This is a genomic window from Salinicola peritrichatus, from assembly GCF_003206715.1.
GTDB lineage: Bacteria > Pseudomonadota > Gammaproteobacteria > Pseudomonadales > Halomonadaceae > Salinicola > Salinicola peritrichatus.
The window spans coordinates 17,538-34,133 of sequence record NZ_PZJU01000060.1 but is presented as its reverse complement, the minus strand read 5'-3'; the positions used below and the strand labels follow the sequence as shown (position 1 = coordinate 34,133).

The window sequence follows — 16,596 nt, the reverse complement described above, 5'->3', positions numbered from 1 at the left end:
GAACTTGAGACCGCCTAGCTATCAAATGATGCTGGTATGCATTACATACCGTTTGTTATGCAACTTAGTAAAGTTTTTATCAGGGTCATTAAGTAATCTGGAGGTTTGTATGACTGATAAGCGCAAAGACGATAAAGGCATGTCCGTGATAGAGGCTGGTCAGAAAGGCGGCAAAGCGAATGCTGAGAGCCATGACCATGAACACTTCGAGGAAATCGGTCATAAGGGTGGCCAAAGCAGTGGCGGCAATTTCGCCAATGATCCCGAAAGAGCCTCTGAAGCCGGCCGGAAGGGCGGAAAGCATAGCGGGGGCAACTTCGCCAACGATCCTGAAAAAGCTTCCGAAGCTGGTAAGAAGGGTGGCCACAACAGCAATAGTGGCGGACGTAGCTCCTAGAACTTGGTGAAGAAAGTCATGCAATTCCACGAAAAGGAGGGGTTATGACTAGAGGTCTCGGAGGGCAATCTCCCGCAAATATTACTCATCATCTGAAGGGTATCGATTTTCCTGCCAGCCGAGCGGATATCGAAAAGCAAGCCAAGGAGAATGGTGCAGAAGATGATGTAATGGAAATCATTCGTCAGTTGCCTGATCAGGAATATGGAAGCATGGCTGACGTGACTAAAGGCGTCGGCGACGTCGAATAGTCGATTTCTTACTCTGCTTGGATAAGCTTCACTTCATGGAATGGTTAACGCTCGGTGTCGATTCGGCATGAAGTGAAGTTTATTTTAATCTCAAGGACAAGCGTCCCGGCCGGGGCGCTTGTCCATTCTTGGTTGTCGCTGTGCGCTGACACGCTCGTACCAGTTGAATCTATGCCCGACCATGAATATTTATTCGCCACTTCGATAATGGCAAAACCGAGTCTTGCGGGGACTCAAGACGCCGCTCCCCAACTCCAGTGTCGCCAACTCAGGAGCGCATCGCTGTCGGTGATCTGCACGACACGGATATCCGCTGCGATTTCCAGTCGCGCCATCAACTGTGACCAGTCCATTATCGATTCGTGAGGATTGCGGATAACGACAAGCTGACGGCGTTGCCGGTTACCCGCGGAGGCAACGGCGTTGGCGACACGTCGGGCGAGGCGCTCGTAGGGCGTCGGGAACGAGAGTACCATGTGAAGTTCCTCGATATGCTGTCTATGCATACAGTATGCGGTAAAGACGCATAGCTAAGCAAATGTAGAGGTAAAGAGAAGGCAACCTTGCGCCGGTAAATACCGGCAGGGAGAGAATGAATATGAATGCTCGCGACTATCTCGCCAAGCAAGGCATCCCCCTCGACAAGGAGGAGGACAAACCTCAGACGCTGGAAGAGAAAGCCTGGGCGCGCGCTCGTGAAGCCGCCGAGCATGGCCCGCGTAGCGGTACGCCCCACGACTGGGAGGATTGGGAACGCTATCACGAGGAATTAGCGGCCGATTCTCAATCGATTCGTGCCAAGACGCGCCGATCGCGGTCGGGTGAGGACGACGGAAACGCCGGAAAAGGCTAGTGCTCCACGACCCGAAATCCGGCATGGGAGATCCGGCATGGGGAGAGGAACCCGTCTATGCTGAGTGTGGGCGTCGAGAATGTTCAAAGCGATTCGGGAGGCGCGCATTGCTCGCTCGGCTCGATGAATTACGAGTTCGGTGACGAAGAAACACCGCAACGGATTGACACAATCGGTAGCGATGTCGTTCCAAGCATAGGAGGCTACATGGACATCATTCGTATCATCTTCGCCATCATTCTGCCGCCGGTAGGGGTTTTCCTGCAGGTGGGGTTGGGCTTACAGTTCTGGATCAACATCCTGCTGACGCTGCTGGGGTATATTCCAGGCATCATTCATGCCATCTGGATCATCGCGACGCGATAGGCAATCCAGTAACCGATTGGCGGCTTCCTACGGGAAGCCTCCGTCGTTTTCGGTACCACTGACAATGGTCACGTCCGATAGTGGTAGAGAATCCGCTCATCCTTGCGCGGACCCAGGATTCTCCATTGCAGGTCGAATCCATCGGGCCGCAGCACTATCTTTCCGCTATAGGCATCGGCCGCGCATTGATGCACCGTCGCGTTGATCAGCGTCTCTTCGCCTTCCGCGATCAAGTCGAAGAGATGGACAGCGGCATCCGGTCCGCGCCTTTCGTGAAACAGCGAAATGCGATCCGCCCGACACTCCCACCGATAGACGTTGCGCATCGGGACGCTCTGCGCCTGACCCGCCAATGTGAAGCTGCCGGACTCATGAAAACGGATCGTCGAGTCGTGGCATTGCACCGCCAATCGACCTTCGCCCCGGCCTTGCCAGCCGGTTCGTGAGCCTGGGCCGGCATGCGCGGTGAACAGGAATCGCTCCACCCTAGGCAACAGCTCGCGGAACCGTATAATGGCAGTCAACTTTTCATAATCCTAAGGTTAACCTCGCATGTCCTATCTCGTTGGCGTCACAGCCCTGTGGGCCTTCTCCTTCAGTTTGATCGGTGCTTACCTTTCGGGGCAAGTGGATAGCTACTTTGCCGTCATGACCCGTATCGTTCTGGCCACGCTGATATTTCTGCCGCTGCTGCGGCCGGCCGTGCTCAGCTGGCGCAGCCGCCTGGGCCTGATGACGATCGGTGCCATCCAGCTTGGTGTCATGTACCTGTTCTTCTATCAGTCGTTTCTGCTGTTGACCGTGCCGGAGGTGCTGCTGTTCACCATCTTCACGCCGCTTTATATCACCCTGGTCGACGATTTGCTGGCGCGCCGTTTCTCGCCGCGTTATCTGGTCATCGCGGCGCTGGCGGTTGTGGGCGCGGCAGTGATCCGCTACGACGGCATCACCACCGATTACTGGCTGGGCTTCCTGGTCGTTCAGGGCTCCAATCTCAGTTTCGCCCTCGGCCAGGTCGGCTACCGCCATCTGGCGCGCAGCCTGCCGAGGGATGTCGCCCACCGCCACCTGTTCGGCTGGTTCTATCTCGGGGCGCTGTGTATTGCCGTGCCGGCCTTTGCGCTGCTGGGCGACTCGACGCAACTTCCGACCACGCCGCTGCAGTGGGGCATACTGGGATGGCTGGGGATCGTGGCCTCCGGCCTGGGCTATTTCCTCTGGAACAAGGGCGCCTGCCGTGTCGATGCCGGCACGCTCGCGGTGATGAACAACGTGCTGATACCGGCGGGGCTGATCGTCAATCTGCTGATCTGGAATCGTGACGCCGACTTGCTGCGGCTCGGGATCGGTGCCGCCATCCTGGTGGGCTCGCTGTGGATCAACGCGCGCTGGGCTCGAGGGCTCGGGGCGGCAGCGGTATCGCCGGCGGCCAGTCGTCCGTGACTACGAACAACCGGCAGGCACGCGCATCGGGCAGGCGCAGTCGAAGATGGCAGGGCGTGCAGCGCCCGGAGAAGTGCTTGGCCAGTGCATCGCCCAGCGTACTCAACGGCACGCCGGGACCGCGTGGCGGTGCCAGCCAATGAGGCTTGATCAGGAAATCGCCCCGCGTGTCGGCCGGCAAGGCAGCGGCCAGCGTCGACCAGCTTCGATGATGACACCACAGCCCCTGATAAGCCTGCGGATTGGCGAATGCCGGCAGGCGAAGGGACCGCTCCCAGGGATGATAGAGAACTCCCGGCATGATGATCCGCTGATGCAGCCGTGCCCGTGGCAACAGCCTTGCCAAAGCCTGCGCCGCGGATGGCGACAGCGCCATCGGCAATTGCCGATGGCGCAACCGGTGACACTTGATCGCCAGTGAATCGAAACTGCCGGTGCCGATCCAGCGGGAGGGATCGTCATCGTTGCCGGGGCCTTGGGGCAGTCCCAGGAAGAACTTGATCGCAAGCTCCGCATGCTCGATGCGGGGAATGTCGTCGCCGTGCGTGTCCGGAGCGTGCGTTCGATAGAGCAGGTCCAACTCGCCAAGCGTACGGTTGCCGTCGCGCAGCGCGACGTTATGCGCCAGCAGTCGGGTTCGCGGGGCATGCTGCACGATCCACTGCCACAGCGTCTCGTGGTAAATCCCCAGGCGCTGCGAGCGGCGCGCCGCCAGCTGCGCGTCGAACAGCGCTTGTTTAGCGGCCAAAGCGGCAAGCCAGCGTCGACGAGTCTCCGACTCCGCCAATCCCAATGCCGTGAGCGTCGGGCGGCCCGCATAGCCGATGGTCGCCATGTCGGGCGCGTGCAGCAGCCAGGCGACATCCCGCAGCCAGGGTTTATCCAGCGTGGTCAGGTCCGCCGCGAGAGCGGGATCGAGCGGACGGAAGGCGTCCAGCAGACGCGCGGCGATCGACATGCCGGTGCGAGCTAGCGGGGTTTGGCGCTGGGGCCGAGCACGGTGGTTTTCGCTGCCACCGGCCTGGTGACGATCGCCCCGGCAGCGATACGGGCCTGCTCGCCGATTTCGATATTGCCGAGGATGCACGCGCCGGCACCGAGGAAGGCGCCTCGGCGCACCTTGGGGTGGCGGTCACCGCTGAGTTTACCGGTACCGCCGAGCGTCACGCCGTGGAAAACCGTGACGTTGTCCTCCACCACCGCGGTTTCGCCGATGACGATACCGGCGCCATGGTCGATGAACAGTCCCGATCCGATGACGGCGGCGGGATGGATATCCGCGGCGAAGCAGATGGCCGCGCGGTACTGCAGATGACTGGCCAGATCGGTGAGCCCGGCTTGCCACCAGGCATGCGCCACTCGATAGCACTGCAGGGCGCGGTAGCCCGGAAAGAACAGCAGCGGCGTGAAGGGCTCGGGGATGGCGGCGTCCTCGCGCAGCAGGGCGAACAGGTCGCGCTCGGCCGCCGTGACGATCTCGGGGTGTTGACCCAGCGTCGCTTCCACCCGTGCCAGCGCGGCCTCGGGTGTCACTTCCGCCGTGGCCAGCGTCTCGGCAATGACGCGGGCCAGTGCCCCGGCGAAATCGGGGACTTCCAGCAGGTAGCGCCGATAGAGATCGCCGAGCAGCGGATCCCTTGCCAGCGCCGAGCGAGCCGCCTCGGTCAGCATCGGCCACAAGGCATCGCGGGATATCTCGTTCATCCGCGCTGGCTCCGCGGCAGTGGAAGGCGGAAACGCTCAGCGAGCGTCGTCATCGCTGCCGATCGTTTGAATGACCTCGAAGCCCTCGAACTTGGGCGGGCCCAGATAGAGCCCTTCGCGGCGGCTTTGACCGGCGTTGGCATGGGCGGTGCGAAACGCTTCCGAATGGGTCCAGGCTTCGAAATCCCCGCGCGAGCGCCAAATGGTGTGGGAGGCATAGAGCACATGGTCCTCTTCCTCGGGGCCGCGCAGCATGTGGAACTCGACGAAGCCAGGCAGGCCCTGAAGGCGCGTCTCGCGCTCCAACCACAGCGTTTCGAACTCCTGGGTTCTTGCGGGATTGACTCGAAAGCGGTTCATGGCGATGAACATGGAACGACTCCAGCTGCAAAAAAGGAAAAAACGTTATCGGAGTGCAACTTTGACAGCGTCGACTAGGAAAAGTCGACCCCGATGACGTCGAAGCCATCGACTCGATGTGTGTTGACGCCGTGGCGAGTCAGTGAACTAATCACCGCAACACTCTTCCGGATCATCACGCATGGACATTCCGCACCAACGCCTGATCTATTTTCGCGTCACGGTCGAGTCGGGGTCGCTGCGCAAGGCGGCCGCCCGGCTCGATATCGCGCCCTCCGCCGTCAGTCGGCAGATCGCGCTGCTCGAAGCGGCATTCGAGGCTCCGCTGCTAGAGCGCACGCCGCGAGGCATCCGTCCAACCCCGGTGGGGGAGATGGCGCTGGATTACTGTCGCCAGCGCGGCGCTCTGGACGATGATTTCATTGCCCGACTGGAAGCTTATCAGCGCCTGGAGACGGGGACGATCTCGCTGGTCGTCGGCGAAGGCTTCATCAACGATCTGATCGATGCGCCGCTCAAAGCCTTCGCCGAGCGCTATCGCGGTATTCGACTGGACATCCAGCAGGCGGGCACCGATGAAATCATCGAGTCGGTGGTCGAGGACCGCGCCCATATCGGCCTGATGTTCCATGAGCGGGTACACCCGCAGATTCGTTTCTGGGTCTCCAGCGGCCAGCCGCTCTTGGCCATCTGCCCGGCGGATCATCCACTCGCCGACGAGCCCGAACCGATTTCCCTGCGCCGGCTTGGTGAAATACCGACGGCCTTGTGGAAGCCGGGACACGGCGTGCGGCGACTGGTTGACGAGGCTTTCGCCCAGGCCGGCCTGCATCCGCAGGTAGCGCTCGAGACCAACTCGATGGCGGTGTTGCGGCGTTCCGTGGTGGCCGGCATGGGCATCACCCTGCTGCCCCGATTCTCCGTCGCGCACGAACTCGAGCAGGGCAGCGTGGTGGCGCGCAGGGTGGCGTCCGAGCCGTTCCAGAACTCCCAGGCACACATGATCACGCGTGTCGGCCGACGCCAGCCGCAGGCAAGTCTCAAGCTGCTGCGCCATCTCGGGGCCTGGATGCATGCGTTTCGCTCGTCGGCCGGCGAGTAGCGCGCCGGTTTCAGGCGTTCCAGGCTTCCAGCATCGCCCAGCCGTTGCGTAGCGGCGTGACCTGCATCCGCGCAAAGCCGGCTGCCTCGAACAGCCGTCGGTATTCCGCCGGCGTGCGCTCCCGGCCGGAGAGCGCCACCAGCATGTGCAGGTCCACCAGCGCGGCGGTGGGATCGCCCTCGCCGATCTCGCCCATCAACATCTCGAACACCACGACGCGCCCGCCCGGATGCATGCGGCGATGACAGTTGCGCAAAAGCGTGACGCAGTCGTCGTCGCTCCAGTTGTGCAGGATATGTTTGAGCAAGTAACGGTCGGCGGCGGGTACCGCGACGAAGAAATCGCCACCCTCGGCGGTGACGCGCGCTGCCAGCTCGGTGCCACGCAGGCTTTCCGCCGTCGCCGCGGCGACGCCCGGGCGGTCGAATACGATGCCACGGGTATCCGGGTTGGCCTGCAGCAGCGTACGCAGCAGCAGGCCGCTGGCACCACCGATGTCGACGATCAACGCGCCCGGCGGCACGGCCACGGCGCCGGTGACGTCTTCCAGCAGCGTCTGGGTGAAACCGTCCATGGCCTGCGTGAACGCGCTCGCTTCCTCGGGATGGTTGTCGTGATAAGTGAAAAGGTCCGATCCCAGCACGGCCTCCGCCTGGCTGCAGCCGTGCTTCAGTACCGACTCCAGTCGCCCCCACGGCTGCCATTGGCCCGGCGTGACCAGCCCCAGGGCACGCCCCTTGAGCGAGGCCGGATGGTGGCTGCTCAGCGTTTCGAGCAGCGGCGTGGCGGTGAATTTTCCGCCCTGGTGGCCGACGATGCCCAGCGCGGCACAGGCTCTGAGAAAGCGAAAGGTCGCGTCGACATCGAGTTCGCAGGCGCTGGCGACGGCTTCGGCGGTCAGCGGCCGGGGCGCCAGCAAGTCCGCCAAGGAGAACCGCGCGGCGCAGTGCACCATCTGGCTGACCCAGTACCCGCTGATCATCCGGATCATCGTCCTATGGGCTTCGATTGCGGGGTCGTGGTCGGCCGGGCTGGCTTCCATGGCTGGCTTCCTGGTTGTCGGGATCACACCGGCGTCGAACCTGGTGCGATGCATGGCTGGGGATATCGCTGGCGGTCGGTCGACGGACCGCGCCTTCATCATGCCACCGGGCCGGTGCGACGGGAACCGATGCCGCTGCGACCGCGACTCGACGGCATCTCGTCACTCGCGGCCGTCGCCGTAGCCCATCGCCACGCTGGCTTCGCGCCCGGTTTCGACCCAGACGCTTTGCGGAACGCTATATTCACGCAGACCGTCGAGGCCGCTGGAACGGCCGAAACCGCTGTCGCGGAAGCCGCCGAAGGGCGACATCACGTTGATCGCCTTGTAGCTGTTGATCCACACGGTGCCCGCGCGCAGTTGGCCGGCGACGCGATGCGCCCGGGCCGGATCCTGGGTCCAGACCGCGCCGGCGAGACCGAAACGGGTGGCGTTGGCCAGCCGAATCGCATCGGCTTCGTCGTCGAACGGCAGCGCCACCAGTACCGGGCCGAACACTTCTTCGCAGGCGATCTCCATCGTCTCATCGACGTCGGCGATGACCGTCGGTGCGAGATAGTAGCCGTCGGCGCCTGGCGGTAGATCTTCGGGGCGGCCACCGCCGGTGACGACGCGGGCCCCGGCGGCGGCGGCTCGCTCGATCATGCCACTGACGCGTTCGAACTGGCGGGCGTTCTGCAGCGGCCCCATGCGGGTCGCTTCGTCCTCGGGCAGGCCGACGGCGATCTGGCTGGCGGCACGCGCCACGCGCTCGACTACGGCGTCGAAGACCTCGCGCTGGATCAGCAACCGCGAGCCGGCGACGCAGCTCTGGCCGGCGGCGGCGAAGACCGCCGCCTGGGCACCGGCCACGGCGTCGTCGAGCCTGGCATCGCTGAACACGATGTTGGCCGACTTGCCGCCCAGTTCGAGCACGCTCGGCACCAGGCGTCGGGCGCCGGCCTCGGCGATCAGTCGGCCGCTGGCGGGAGAGCCGACGAACACCAACTTGCCGATGCCGTCGTGGCTTGTCAGTGCCGCGCCGGTGGTCGGACCGAGGCCGTTGACGATGTTGATCAGGCCCTTGGGCAGGCCGCCGGATTCCAGCAGCCGGGCGATCGCCAGCGAAGAGAACGGCGTCAGTTCCGATGGCTTGAGCACCACGCCGTTGCCGGCGGCGATGGCCGGCGCCAACTGCCAGGCGCAGGTGAACATCGGCGCGTTCCAGGGCGTGATCTGGCCGACCACGCCGAACGGCACGTGGCGCACGTAATTGAGATGCGAGGTGGGTACCGGGATGACTTCGCCGTGCTGCTTGTCGCACCAGCCGGCGTAGTATTCGAACATCTCGCGGACCTTGGCGACTTCGCCGCGGCAGTCGCGGATCGGCTTGCCGGCGACCACGCTCTCGAGCTGGGCCAGATCCTCTTCATAACCTTCCAGCCGCCGCACCGCGGCGTTCATGCGCCGACCACGCTCGCTGGCGGTCAGCGCCATCCACTCGGCCTGGGCGCGGGTGGCGGCGGCGACCGCCCATTCCAGCAGATCGGCACCGGCGTCCCGGTAGGCGATCAATTCGCCGCCGGTGGCGGGATTGATCAGCGTGATCGAGTCCTGCTCTCCGGCGCGCAGTTCGCCGTCGATCCAGTTGGAGCAGGGCGTGTCCCCCGCTTCCAGCGACAGACCGAACTTTGTCAGCAAGCCGGCCAAACGCCGTCGTGCCTGGGTGTCGAGTGCGTTCATGCGGAGGTCTCCTCGTCGCGGGCGGCGGCATCGGTGAAGTCGACTCCGGCCTGGGCCAGGATCGGTGAAGCGATGTGATTGAAGTCATCGCCGTCGCCGGGGTGGTCGGGATCGGCGTGCCAGCCGTCGACCACGCGTTGCAGCAGCGCCAGATCGAGCTCCAGGCCGGCGGCGGCGTCCCGCGCCAGGCGCAGATCCTTGCGCATCAGGCCGCTGGTGAAGCCGGAATCGAAGCGTCCACTCAGGATCCACGCGGGGAAATTGACCTCACTGACCGCGCTGCGCCCGGAGCCGCTGTTGAGTCCGGCCAGACAGGCTGCCGGATCGACCCCGGCCTTGGCCGCCAGCGTCACCGCTTCGGCGGTGGCGATCAGATTGGCGGCGCACAGGTAGTTGTTGGCCAGCTTGACCACATGGCCGCTGCCGGGGCCGCCGACGTGAGTGCGCTTGGCCGACATCGCTTCCAGCATCGGCGTCACCCGCTCGACGGTGGCCCTCTCGCCGCCCAGCAGCATGCCGAGCTTGCCGCTGGCCGCGCCCGCGGGGCCGCCGCTGACCGGCGCATCCAGCCACTCCAGGCCGGCGGCGATCGCCTTGGCGGCGAGTTCACGGCTGACCACTGGGTCGCTGGTGGAAGTGTCGACGATCACGCTGCTCTTGGGCGCACTGGCGAGCAGGTTCGGTCGGGACTCGATCACCTCGCGCACCTGGGCCGAGGTCGGTAGCGACAACAGGTAGACATCGCTGGCGGGTAGCGCTTCCGGGTCGACGGTCGCGAGCCCCTGGGCGGCGAGGCGCCGGCGGGCCTGTGCGAACACATCGCTGCCGGTGACGTCGAAGCCGGCGCGCCGGAGCGTCAGGGCCATGTTGCCGCCCATCTGGCCGAGGCCGATGACGGTGATTTTCATCTTGCTCTCCTGGGTTGTCATTGGATGTCGTAAGCGACCACCGTGCGATGTCACTCGGCCAGCAGCGACCTCACCAGTGCCTGCCAGTAGGCGACGCCCAGCGGTGCGATGGCGTCGTTGAAGTCGTAGGCCGGGTTGTGCAGGGCGGCGCTGTCGCCGTTGCCGAGCCAGATGTAAGCGCCCGGACAGCGTGCGAGCATGAAGGCAAAGTCCTCCGAGCCCATGCTCGGCGGCAGGTCGCGATGGACCCGGCGAATGCCCGGCAGGGTTTCGAGTACCTCGGCGCAGCGTGCGGCGTGCTCGGCGCTGTTGAGCGTCGCCGGATAACGGGCTTGATAGTCGAACTCCGCCTCGAGCCCGTGGAACCTGGCGGTGGCGTCGACGGCGTCGCGGAAGCGCTGCTCCAGCCGGGCCTTGAGCGCGGCGTCGTAACAGCGCACGGTACCGCGCAGCTCGACCGTTTCCGGGATCACGTTGTAGGCGTCGCCGGCGTGGAACTGGGTGATGCTCAGCACCGCAGCCTGGTGAGGTGGCGTCTCGCGGCTGATCAGACCCTGCAATTGCGTCGCCAACTGGCAGGCGGCAAGCACCACATCGGTGCCCAGGTGGGGCATCGCCGCGTGGCAGCCCCGGCCGCTCAGGCGCAGCGTGAAGACATCGAACGCCGCCATCACCGGGCCGTCGTGGACGGCGGCTTCGCCCACCGCCAGTCCGGGCCAGTTGTGCATTCCATAGACCGCTTCCATCGGGAAGCGCTCGAACAACCCTTCCTCGACCATCACCCGGCCGCCGCCTTCGCTCTCCTCGGCGGGCTGAAAGATGCAGTGGACACGCCCGGCGAAGTCGGGGTCGCGTGCCAGGGCGCAGGCCGCGCCCAGCAGCATCGTGGTATGGCCGTCGTGCCCGCAGGCGTGCATGCGTCCGGGGAGGGTGGAGCGGTGGTCGAAGTCGTTGAGTTCCTCGATCGGCAGGGCATCGATGTCGGCGCGCAGGCCGATGCTGCGCCCCGGTCCGCGCTTGCCCTCGATGGTGGCGACGACGCCGGTGCCACCGCCCAGGCCGGTGACCGGCGCCAGGCCCTGCTCGCGCAGGATTTCGACGATGCGACCCTGCGTGCGTCGTTCCTCGAAAGCGATTTCCGGATGACGGTGAAAGTCGTGACGCCATGCGCTCAGCGTTTGCGGGTCGGGGAAAGAGACGGGGCGGTTCATGCGCATCTCCGGTTGATCAGGGCCATGCGCCATGGCCCGTTGCGAATGAAGGAAACCGATTACAGCAATAGCTGGGCCACCACGGCCGAACCGACATAGGTGCCGGTGAATACCAGCAGCGAGACGATGATCAGCTTCCACCCGGTCTGGCGGAACATGGTGAATTCGCGGCGGCTCAGCGCCAGGCCGGCATAGGCGAGCACCGGGGTGACGATGGCCAGGAAATTGACCGATGCGAGTTGGTCGACGATCCAGTCGTTGCCCGGGAAGAACGGCAGGGTCATCACGATGCTGACCAGCGATACCCAGGCCACGCTGGGCAGGTAGAACGGTGCGACGCGGGTGATCGCCAGCCCGATCAGCGTCATGGCATAGAGAATCAGCATGCCCGGCAAGGCAGCGATCAGCGAGGCGCCGTTGATGGTGTTGGCGATCCAGGCAACGACGCAGGCCATGGCGAGCACCACCGCCGTCTTGGCGAGATGCTGCTCCGGTCGTTCCTCGGTCACCGGCGGCACCGAAGGGGTCTCGCTAGCCGCGGCGTCGACGCCGCCGGCAGCGTGCGCTCGTCCAGCGAGCCGGCGGTAGAGCCACTCGGCGACGGGCAGGGCGATGAACAGCGAGACGTAGAGGCCGGTGGCGTAGGTCAGCAGATTGCTGGCACCGGCAAAGGCGAGCAGGTCATCGGCCATGGCCGGCACGGCACCGGCCAGGGCGCCGGAGCAGGCGGCGACCATGCTGCCGCTGCCGACGCCACAGGCCATCGCCAGGGCGCGTGGATCGAACAGTTCCAGCGAGGCGAGATAGCCGGCCATCAGTGCGAACCACAGCGTGCCGAACATGGTGCCGACGACATAGACACCCATCACGCCGATGCCTTCCGGTCCTTTCAAGCCGTACTTGTCGGAGATGATCGCGATATTGGGTTCGCGGGCGATCGAATAGGTCGCGCCGATGGCTTCGCGCCCCATCTTGAGCAGCAGCACGGCGACCGGCAACGCGATCAGCATGGTGCCGAGATTGCCCAGTTCCTGCAGTACCAGCGCCGGTCCGGCATCGATCAGCTGCTCGATGGCCGGCCCGATGGTCGAGCCGAAGCGGGCGATGAACGGCATGATCGAGATCAGGATCAGCGGCGTGGCGGCCCGGCTGACGCTTTCCGGTACCAGCCGACGCGTGCCGGAAAAGAGATGCGGATTGAGCAGCACGCCCAGAATGAAGGCATAGAACAGCGGCAACAGCAGCAGTGTGCCCGGTCCGAGCGGAATCTTGAGGATGCCGATCCATTCGCTGATCAGCGACAGGACCACGACCAGTAGATGCAGGCGCCAATTGAGGAGGACGGAAAGAGCCATCGAGTGACCTCTTTATTGTTGGTGGAGAGGTTATCGACCGAGTATCGGGAGGGATGGTGATCGAATGAAAGCGCTCGGGTGTTCTGTTTTTTGTGACGAGGGGCGAGGCCGGAATGGCGTCCGTCAAAAAAACGGGGTAGGCCGTAGCCTACCCCGCATCGGTGGTTTTCAACCTGGTCAGTCTTGCGGCAGGGCGTAGACCACCACCTGATCGCCAACCTGGTCCTTGAGGATGGTGTTGCCGCCGGCAACGAAGGCGACATACTCGCGGCCATTGTACTCATAGACCGATGGGTTGGCCACGGCGGGTGCCTCGGCCTGGTCTTCCCACAGTTCTTCGCCGGTTTCGAGCGAGTAGGCGCGGACCTTGGAATCCATCGAGGCGCCAATGAACACCACGCCGCCGGCCGTCACCGCCGGGCCACCGATGGTCGGCGAGCCCCAGCGTTCCGGCATGAAGAAGCCGTACTGCTGCGAGGCGCCGATCGGACGACGCCATTTGACATCGCCGGTATGCATGTCGAGCGCGACGATCTCGCCGAACGGCGGCTCCCAGCAGGGCATGCCGAGCCAGTTCAGCGCCACTTCCAGGCGCATGCCGTAGGGTGCGCCTTCCTGCGGGGCAAAACCGCTTTCGTTGCCCGCTCCCGTGGCCGCCTGCTCATAGTCCTCGCGGGAATAGAGCTTGAGGTACTGAACGATGTGCGAGACGTTGACGATCGCGGTCTGGCTTTCGGGATCGAAGGCCACGCCGCCCCACTGCACGCCACCGGCACTGTCCGGATAGGTCAACGTGCCTTCGCCCTTGGTCGTCGGCGGGGTGTACATGCCTTCATACCAGAGGTTGTCCCACAGGCGCGAACATTGACCGCCGCTCACGATATCGGCGAGGCCCCAGATCTTGGGCTTCTCGGACTGGTCGAGCAGCGGAGCCGGCTTGGTCGGGAACGGCTGCGTCGGGGCATAGTATTCGCCTTCCACGGAGCCATCGCCGCCGGGGACAGGACGCTCCTCGATCGGCCATACGTCCTCGCCGGTCAGGCGGTTGACGACGAACAGGAAACCCATTTTTGTCGCTTGTATCAGCGCCGGAACCTGTTTGCCATCGACAGTGATATCCATCAGCGTCGGCGCGGCGTTGATGTCGTAGTCCCAGATATCGTGATGCACCCACTGGCGCGACCACACCACCTCACCGGTATCGACATCCAGCGCAGTGGTGGAGGTGCCGAGCGGGATGGAATCCAGCGGGCGGTTGCCGCCCCAGTAGTTGGGCGAAGGCGAGGAGACCGGCAGATAGATCAGGCCATGCTCTTCGTCGGCGGACATTTGGGTCCACACGTTGGCGGTACCGCTCTTCTCGCGAATGCTTTCGGGGATGGCCTCGAAGGTCCACTCGCGTTCGCCGGTGCGTGCGTTGACGGAGAACACGGTGCCCGGGGGCGCTTCCTGATAAGCCCAGTCCTTGCCGGCCCAGCCGAAGATGATGTGATCACCGACCACGGTCGGCGGCTGCAGCAGTGACAGTGGATACTTGGCATTGATGTCGTTCCACTGATTGACGTCGAGCATGCCGTTGTCGGCGAAGTCCGCGCAGCGTTCGCCGGTATCGGCGTCCAGTGCGTAGAGCTTGGCATCTCCCGTGCCCATGTAGACGATCTTCTGGCACGACTCGTCTTCGACGGGGTTCTCGGCTTGCCAGTAGGCGACGCCGCGGTTTTTCAGTACCGGCTGGGTAAATGCCTTGAGCGGAGCCTTGCTGTCGAAACTCCATTTTTCCTCGCCGGTGCCCGGGTCCAGCGCGATCAACCGGCCGAAAGGCGTACCGATATACATGGTGTCGTTGACGAACACCGGGGTGGCGGACCAGACGGTGGCTGGTGTGTCGCCGGAGCCGTCGGCAACGTCACCGGTGTGGTATTCCCACACTTTTTCCAGATCGCCGACGTTGTCCGCGGTGATCTGATCGAGCGGGCTGTACTTCTGCGCGTTCAACTGGCCGTGGAAGCTGGACCAATCGGTGCTGTTCGGGACCAGCGGAATCGGCTCACGATCGGCGGAAGCCGTCTGCGCCGACGGCGCGTCTGCATCGTTCGAGTCGCTGGCGGCATCGGTCGCTTTCGTCGTGCCGGGATCTTGCTGGTCGGCGGCCTGAGGGTCGATTTCGGTTTGCGTTCCCTGCGAAGCCTGGGGGGCCTGGTCCTGTGCCAGCAACGTCATCGGCGCCATCAGCAGGGCCAGGGCGGTAACGCTACCGAGTGCGTGCGCCATGAGTCTTGGTTTCATGGGGAACTCCTCAAGCGGTGGCGGATTTATCGTGACTGACGGGGCAACCTATGCTGGCGATCAGGCCGACGAGGCCCACCACCATGGCTACCACGATCCACCACTGGTGAAGCAACAGCGCAGCGAAGCCTGTGCCGATCAGGCCGAGTAGCGTGATGATTCCCCAGCCGATGCGGGCACCGCGTGAGGAGGAGACACGCAGCGTCAGCGCCAGGATGGCAAGCACGATGCAGGCCAGCATGACGACCAGCGCGCCAAGCGTGCCGGTGACGCCGGTCAGCGGCGTGAAATAGGCATAAAGCGCGATGGCGAGTCCCGCGAGCGAGGCCACGAAGAGCACTATCGTGCCCAACCTGGATGATCGAGATTGTGGCATGACGTTATATTTCTCCTTGAAAGACCTTGAGAGACGTAATGATGCCCTTTCGACAGTGGCTTGGTATTGCACCAAGTCAAAGGCACGAACGAAACAGGGCAGTGAGCGACATTGAGTCTGTCGCTTGCTCGGTATGATAGTAAAAAAATCATACTATTGGATAATTGGCAGCAAAAAATATTGTGCTGGGCGTTGGGGCAAAAGGCAGCGGTTGCCGCCGGCACATATCGAGGGAAACCTTCCTCCACAGTGCTGAATGTAGTACTGAAGGTCCCGTTTGCCGCGATATGAGCCAGCCAGCATAATGGCTGGCCGTCACGCCGCGAGAGACAAGTTGCATGGATTCCTTCAACACCATCGGCCTGGTTGGCCGTTTGGGCAGCGACAAAGTCGTCGAGACCCTCAGGCGTCTGGTGATCTTTCTCGAGCGGCGCGGGCTCGAGATCGTGATCGAGGATCGTACCGCGGCGCTGTTGCTGGGGCATGATCACCGCGAAGCCAAACGGCGTGAGCTGGGTACGCTGTGCGACCTGGTGATCGTGGTGGGAGGCGATGGCAGCCTGCTGGGCGCGGCGCGGGCGCTATGTCACAGCGCCACGCCGGTACTGGGCATCAATCGCGGCCGGCTGGGTTTCCTGACCGATATCTCGCCGGACGAGGTCGAACAGAAGGTTGCCGAGGTGCTGGAGGGGCAGTACGACAGCGAACGCCGCTTCCTGCTCGACGCCGAACTCTATCGTGGCGAGCGACTCATCGGTACCGGCTCCAGCCTCAACGATGTGGTCGTGCACCCGGGCAAGGCGGCGCGGATGATCGAGTTCGAGTTGTTCATCGATGACCGCTTCGTCTACTCGCAGCGCTCGGATGGCCTGATCATGGCGACGCCCACCGGTTCCACCGCCTATGCGCTCTCCGGTGGCGGTCCCATCGTCCACCCCAGCCTGGAGGCGATCACGCTGGTGCCGATGTTCCCGCATACCCTCTCCAGCCGGCCGATCGTGATCGATGCCGCCAGCGAGATCCGCATCCACATCGGCGACATCAATCAGACCTATCCGCATGTCAGCTGCGATGGCCAGACCCGCGTGGTGTGCAAGGCCGGTGACGTGCTCTACGTGCGCCGCAAGGCGCAGCGGTTGACATTGATTCACCCGCGTGGGCACAGCTTCTTCGAAGCCTGCCGTTCCAAACTGGGTTGGAGCAGCAGGCTGGGAGACTGA

General features: G+C 63.9%; 19 protein-coding genes. 7 read left to right on the top strand and 12 right to left on the bottom strand.

Annotated elements, in window-relative coordinates:
• Together DOM57_RS22830 and DOM57_RS19070 are read left to right on the top strand one after the other, a co-directional pair.
• Positions 1–397, top strand: a 397-nt coding sequence (locus tag DOM57_RS22830; protein WP_476707496.1) for a con-10 family general stress protein, incomplete at its 5' end; no start/stop codon positions are given.
• Positions 398–441: 44 nt separating this feature from the next.
• The gene (locus DOM57_RS19070) at positions 442–648 is read left to right on the top strand and encodes a DUF2795 domain-containing protein (protein WP_110650771.1); all 207 of its coding nucleotides are present in this window, start codon (positions 442–444) and stop codon (positions 646–648) included.
• Positions 649–881: 233 nt separating this feature from the next.
• Here DOM57_RS19070 and DOM57_RS19065 read toward each other — a convergent pair whose 3' ends face one another.
• Positions 882–1,124, bottom strand: coding sequence for a DUF1654 domain-containing protein (locus tag DOM57_RS19065; RefSeq protein WP_162619600.1), 243 nt, complete (start codon positions 1,122–1,124; stop codon positions 882–884).
• A 122-nt stretch (positions 1,125–1,246) separates the two neighbouring features.
• Between DOM57_RS19065 and DOM57_RS19060 the strand changes: the two genes are divergently transcribed.
• Both DOM57_RS19060 and DOM57_RS19055 read left to right on the top strand, forming a co-directional pair.
• Positions 1,247–1,501, top strand: coding sequence for a hypothetical protein (locus DOM57_RS19060; protein ID WP_110650769.1), 255 nt, complete (start codon positions 1,247–1,249; stop codon positions 1,499–1,501).
• 207 nt (positions 1,502–1,708) lie between these two features.
• A complete protein-coding gene (locus DOM57_RS19055; protein WP_110650773.1) occupies positions 1,709–1,867 on the top strand; it encodes a YqaE/Pmp3 family membrane protein in 159 nt (52 codons plus the stop codon).
• Between the two features lie 68 nt (positions 1,868–1,935).
• On the opposite strand, the gene DOM57_RS19050 is transcribed toward DOM57_RS19055, so the two are convergent.
• Positions 1,936–2,391 (bottom strand): DUF6314 family protein, encoded by a 456-nt coding sequence (locus tag DOM57_RS19050; RefSeq protein WP_162619599.1) that lies wholly within the window; start codon positions 2,389–2,391, stop codon positions 1,936–1,938.
• A gap of 28 nt (positions 2,392–2,419) precedes the next feature.
• Between DOM57_RS19050 and DOM57_RS19045 the strand changes: the two genes are divergently transcribed.
• The gene (locus tag DOM57_RS19045; RefSeq protein WP_110650767.1) at positions 2,420–3,310 is read left to right on the top strand and encodes a carboxylate/amino acid/amine transporter; all 891 of its coding nucleotides are present in this window, start codon (positions 2,420–2,422) and stop codon (positions 3,308–3,310) included.
• Here the strand turns inward: DOM57_RS19045 and DOM57_RS19040 are convergent.
• Genes DOM57_RS19040 through hmuQ form a run of 3 tightly spaced genes read right to left on the bottom strand, consistent with a single transcriptional unit; the run spans position 3,246 to position 5,386 of the window.
• On the bottom strand, positions 3,246–4,268 hold the full coding sequence (locus tag DOM57_RS19040) for a DUF1853 family protein (RefSeq protein WP_110650766.1): 1,023 nt from the start codon (positions 4,266–4,268) through the stop codon (positions 3,246–3,248). The genes DOM57_RS19045 and DOM57_RS19040 overlap by 65 nt on opposite strands.
• 11 nt (positions 4,269–4,279) lie before the next feature.
• Positions 4,280–5,014 carry a serine O-acetyltransferase EpsC gene (gene epsC, locus DOM57_RS19035; RefSeq protein ID WP_110650765.1) on the bottom strand — a complete coding sequence of 245 codons (735 nt, stop codon included), beginning with the start codon at positions 5,012–5,014 and terminating at the stop codon, positions 4,280–4,282.
• 36 nt (positions 5,015–5,050) lie between these two features.
• Positions 5,051–5,386, bottom strand: a complete 336-nt coding sequence (hmuQ, locus tag DOM57_RS19030; protein WP_110650764.1) for a heme-degrading protein HmuQ — start codon at positions 5,384–5,386, stop codon at positions 5,051–5,053.
• 169 nt (positions 5,387–5,555) lie between these two features.
• Between hmuQ and DOM57_RS19025 the strand changes: the two genes are divergently transcribed.
• The gene (locus tag DOM57_RS19025) at positions 5,556–6,476 is read left to right on the top strand and encodes a LysR family transcriptional regulator (protein WP_110650763.1); all 921 of its coding nucleotides are present in this window, start codon (positions 5,556–5,558) and stop codon (positions 6,474–6,476) included.
• 10 nt (positions 6,477–6,486) lie between these two features.
• Here the strand turns inward: DOM57_RS19025 and DOM57_RS19020 are convergent, their stop codons facing one another.
• The 7 genes from DOM57_RS19020 to DOM57_RS18990 form a co-directional block, all read right to left on the bottom strand.
• Complete coding sequence (locus DOM57_RS19020; RefSeq protein ID WP_162619598.1) at positions 6,487–7,518, bottom strand: methyltransferase; 1,032 nt, start codon at positions 7,516–7,518, stop codon at positions 6,487–6,489.
• 162 nt (positions 7,519–7,680) lie between these two features.
• The gene (locus DOM57_RS19015; protein ID WP_110650761.1) at positions 7,681–9,240 is read right to left on the bottom strand and encodes an aldehyde dehydrogenase family protein; all 1,560 of its coding nucleotides are present in this window, start codon (positions 9,238–9,240) and stop codon (positions 7,681–7,683) included.
• On the bottom strand, positions 9,237–10,169 hold the full coding sequence (locus DOM57_RS19010; RefSeq protein ID WP_239496326.1) for an NAD(P)-dependent oxidoreductase: 933 nt from the start codon (positions 10,167–10,169) through the stop codon (positions 9,237–9,239). Before DOM57_RS19010 ends, DOM57_RS19015 begins: the two co-directional genes overlap by 4 nt.
• Positions 10,170–10,198: 29 nt before the next feature.
• Positions 10,199–11,359, bottom strand: coding sequence for a M20 aminoacylase family protein (locus DOM57_RS19005; RefSeq protein ID WP_110650759.1), 1,161 nt, complete (start codon positions 11,357–11,359; stop codon positions 10,199–10,201).
• A gap of 59 nt (positions 11,360–11,418) precedes the next feature.
• On the bottom strand, positions 11,419–12,714 hold the full coding sequence (locus DOM57_RS19000) for a DUF3100 domain-containing protein (RefSeq protein ID WP_110650758.1): 1,296 nt from the start codon (positions 12,712–12,714) through the stop codon (positions 11,419–11,421).
• Positions 12,715–12,891: 177 nt separating this feature from the next.
• Complete coding sequence (locus DOM57_RS18995; protein WP_239496325.1) at positions 12,892–15,000, bottom strand: pyrroloquinoline quinone-dependent dehydrogenase; 2,109 nt, start codon at positions 14,998–15,000, stop codon at positions 12,892–12,894.
• Between the two features lie 10 nt (positions 15,001–15,010).
• Positions 15,011–15,376 (bottom strand): hypothetical protein, encoded by a 366-nt coding sequence (locus tag DOM57_RS18990; RefSeq protein ID WP_110650756.1) that lies wholly within the window; start codon positions 15,374–15,376, stop codon positions 15,011–15,013.
• A gap of 338 nt (positions 15,377–15,714) precedes the next feature.
• On the opposite strand from DOM57_RS18990, the gene DOM57_RS18985 reads away from it, so the two are divergent.
• Positions 15,715–16,596 (top strand): NAD(+) kinase, encoded by an 882-nt coding sequence (locus DOM57_RS18985; protein WP_110650755.1) that lies wholly within the window; start codon positions 15,715–15,717, stop codon positions 16,594–16,596.

Coding starts and splice junctions, on each gene's coding strand:
- DOM57_RS19015 (WP_110650761.1), bottom strand. CDS start 9,240: ATGAACGCACTCGACACCCAGGCACGACGGCGTTTGGCCGGCTTGCTG.
- DOM57_RS19040 (WP_110650766.1), bottom strand. CDS start 4,268: ATGTCGATCGCCGCGCGTCTGCTGGACGCCTTCCGTCCGCTCGATCCC.
- epsC (WP_110650765.1), bottom strand. CDS start 5,014: ATGAACGAGATATCCCGCGATGCCTTGTGGCCGATGCTGACCGAGGCG.
- hmuQ (WP_110650764.1), bottom strand. CDS start 5,386: ATGTTCATCGCCATGAACCGCTTTCGAGTCAATCCCGCAAGAACCCAG.
- DOM57_RS19010 (WP_239496326.1), bottom strand. CDS start 10,169: ATGACAACCCAGGAGAGCAAGATGAAAATCACCGTCATCGGCCTCGGC.
- DOM57_RS19070 (WP_110650771.1), top strand. CDS start 442: ATGACTAGAGGTCTCGGAGGGCAATCTCCCGCAAATATTACTCATCAT.
- DOM57_RS19020 (WP_162619598.1), bottom strand. CDS start 7,518: ATGGAAGCCAGCCCGGCCGACCACGACCCCGCAATCGAAGCCCATAGG.
- DOM57_RS19065 (WP_162619600.1), bottom strand. CDS start 1,124: ATGGTACTCTCGTTCCCGACGCCCTACGAGCGCCTCGCCCGACGTGTC.
- DOM57_RS19000 (WP_110650758.1), bottom strand. CDS start 12,714: ATGGCTCTTTCCGTCCTCCTCAATTGGCGCCTGCATCTACTGGTCGTG.
- DOM57_RS19005 (WP_110650759.1), bottom strand. CDS start 11,359: ATGAACCGCCCCGTCTCTTTCCCCGACCCGCAAACGCTGAGCGCATGG.
- DOM57_RS19060 (WP_110650769.1), top strand. CDS start 1,247: ATGAATGCTCGCGACTATCTCGCCAAGCAAGGCATCCCCCTCGACAAG.
- DOM57_RS18985 (WP_110650755.1), top strand. CDS start 15,715: ATGGATTCCTTCAACACCATCGGCCTGGTTGGCCGTTTGGGCAGCGAC.
- DOM57_RS19045 (WP_110650767.1), top strand. CDS start 2,420: ATGTCCTATCTCGTTGGCGTCACAGCCCTGTGGGCCTTCTCCTTCAGT.
- DOM57_RS19025 (WP_110650763.1), top strand. CDS start 5,556: ATGGACATTCCGCACCAACGCCTGATCTATTTTCGCGTCACGGTCGAG.
- DOM57_RS18995 (WP_239496325.1), bottom strand. CDS start 15,000: ATGAAACCAAGACTCATGGCGCACGCACTCGGTAGCGTTACCGCCCTG.
- DOM57_RS18990 (WP_110650756.1), bottom strand. CDS start 15,376: ATGCCACAATCTCGATCATCCAGGTTGGGCACGATAGTGCTCTTCGTG.
- DOM57_RS19055 (WP_110650773.1), top strand. CDS start 1,709: ATGGACATCATTCGTATCATCTTCGCCATCATTCTGCCGCCGGTAGGG.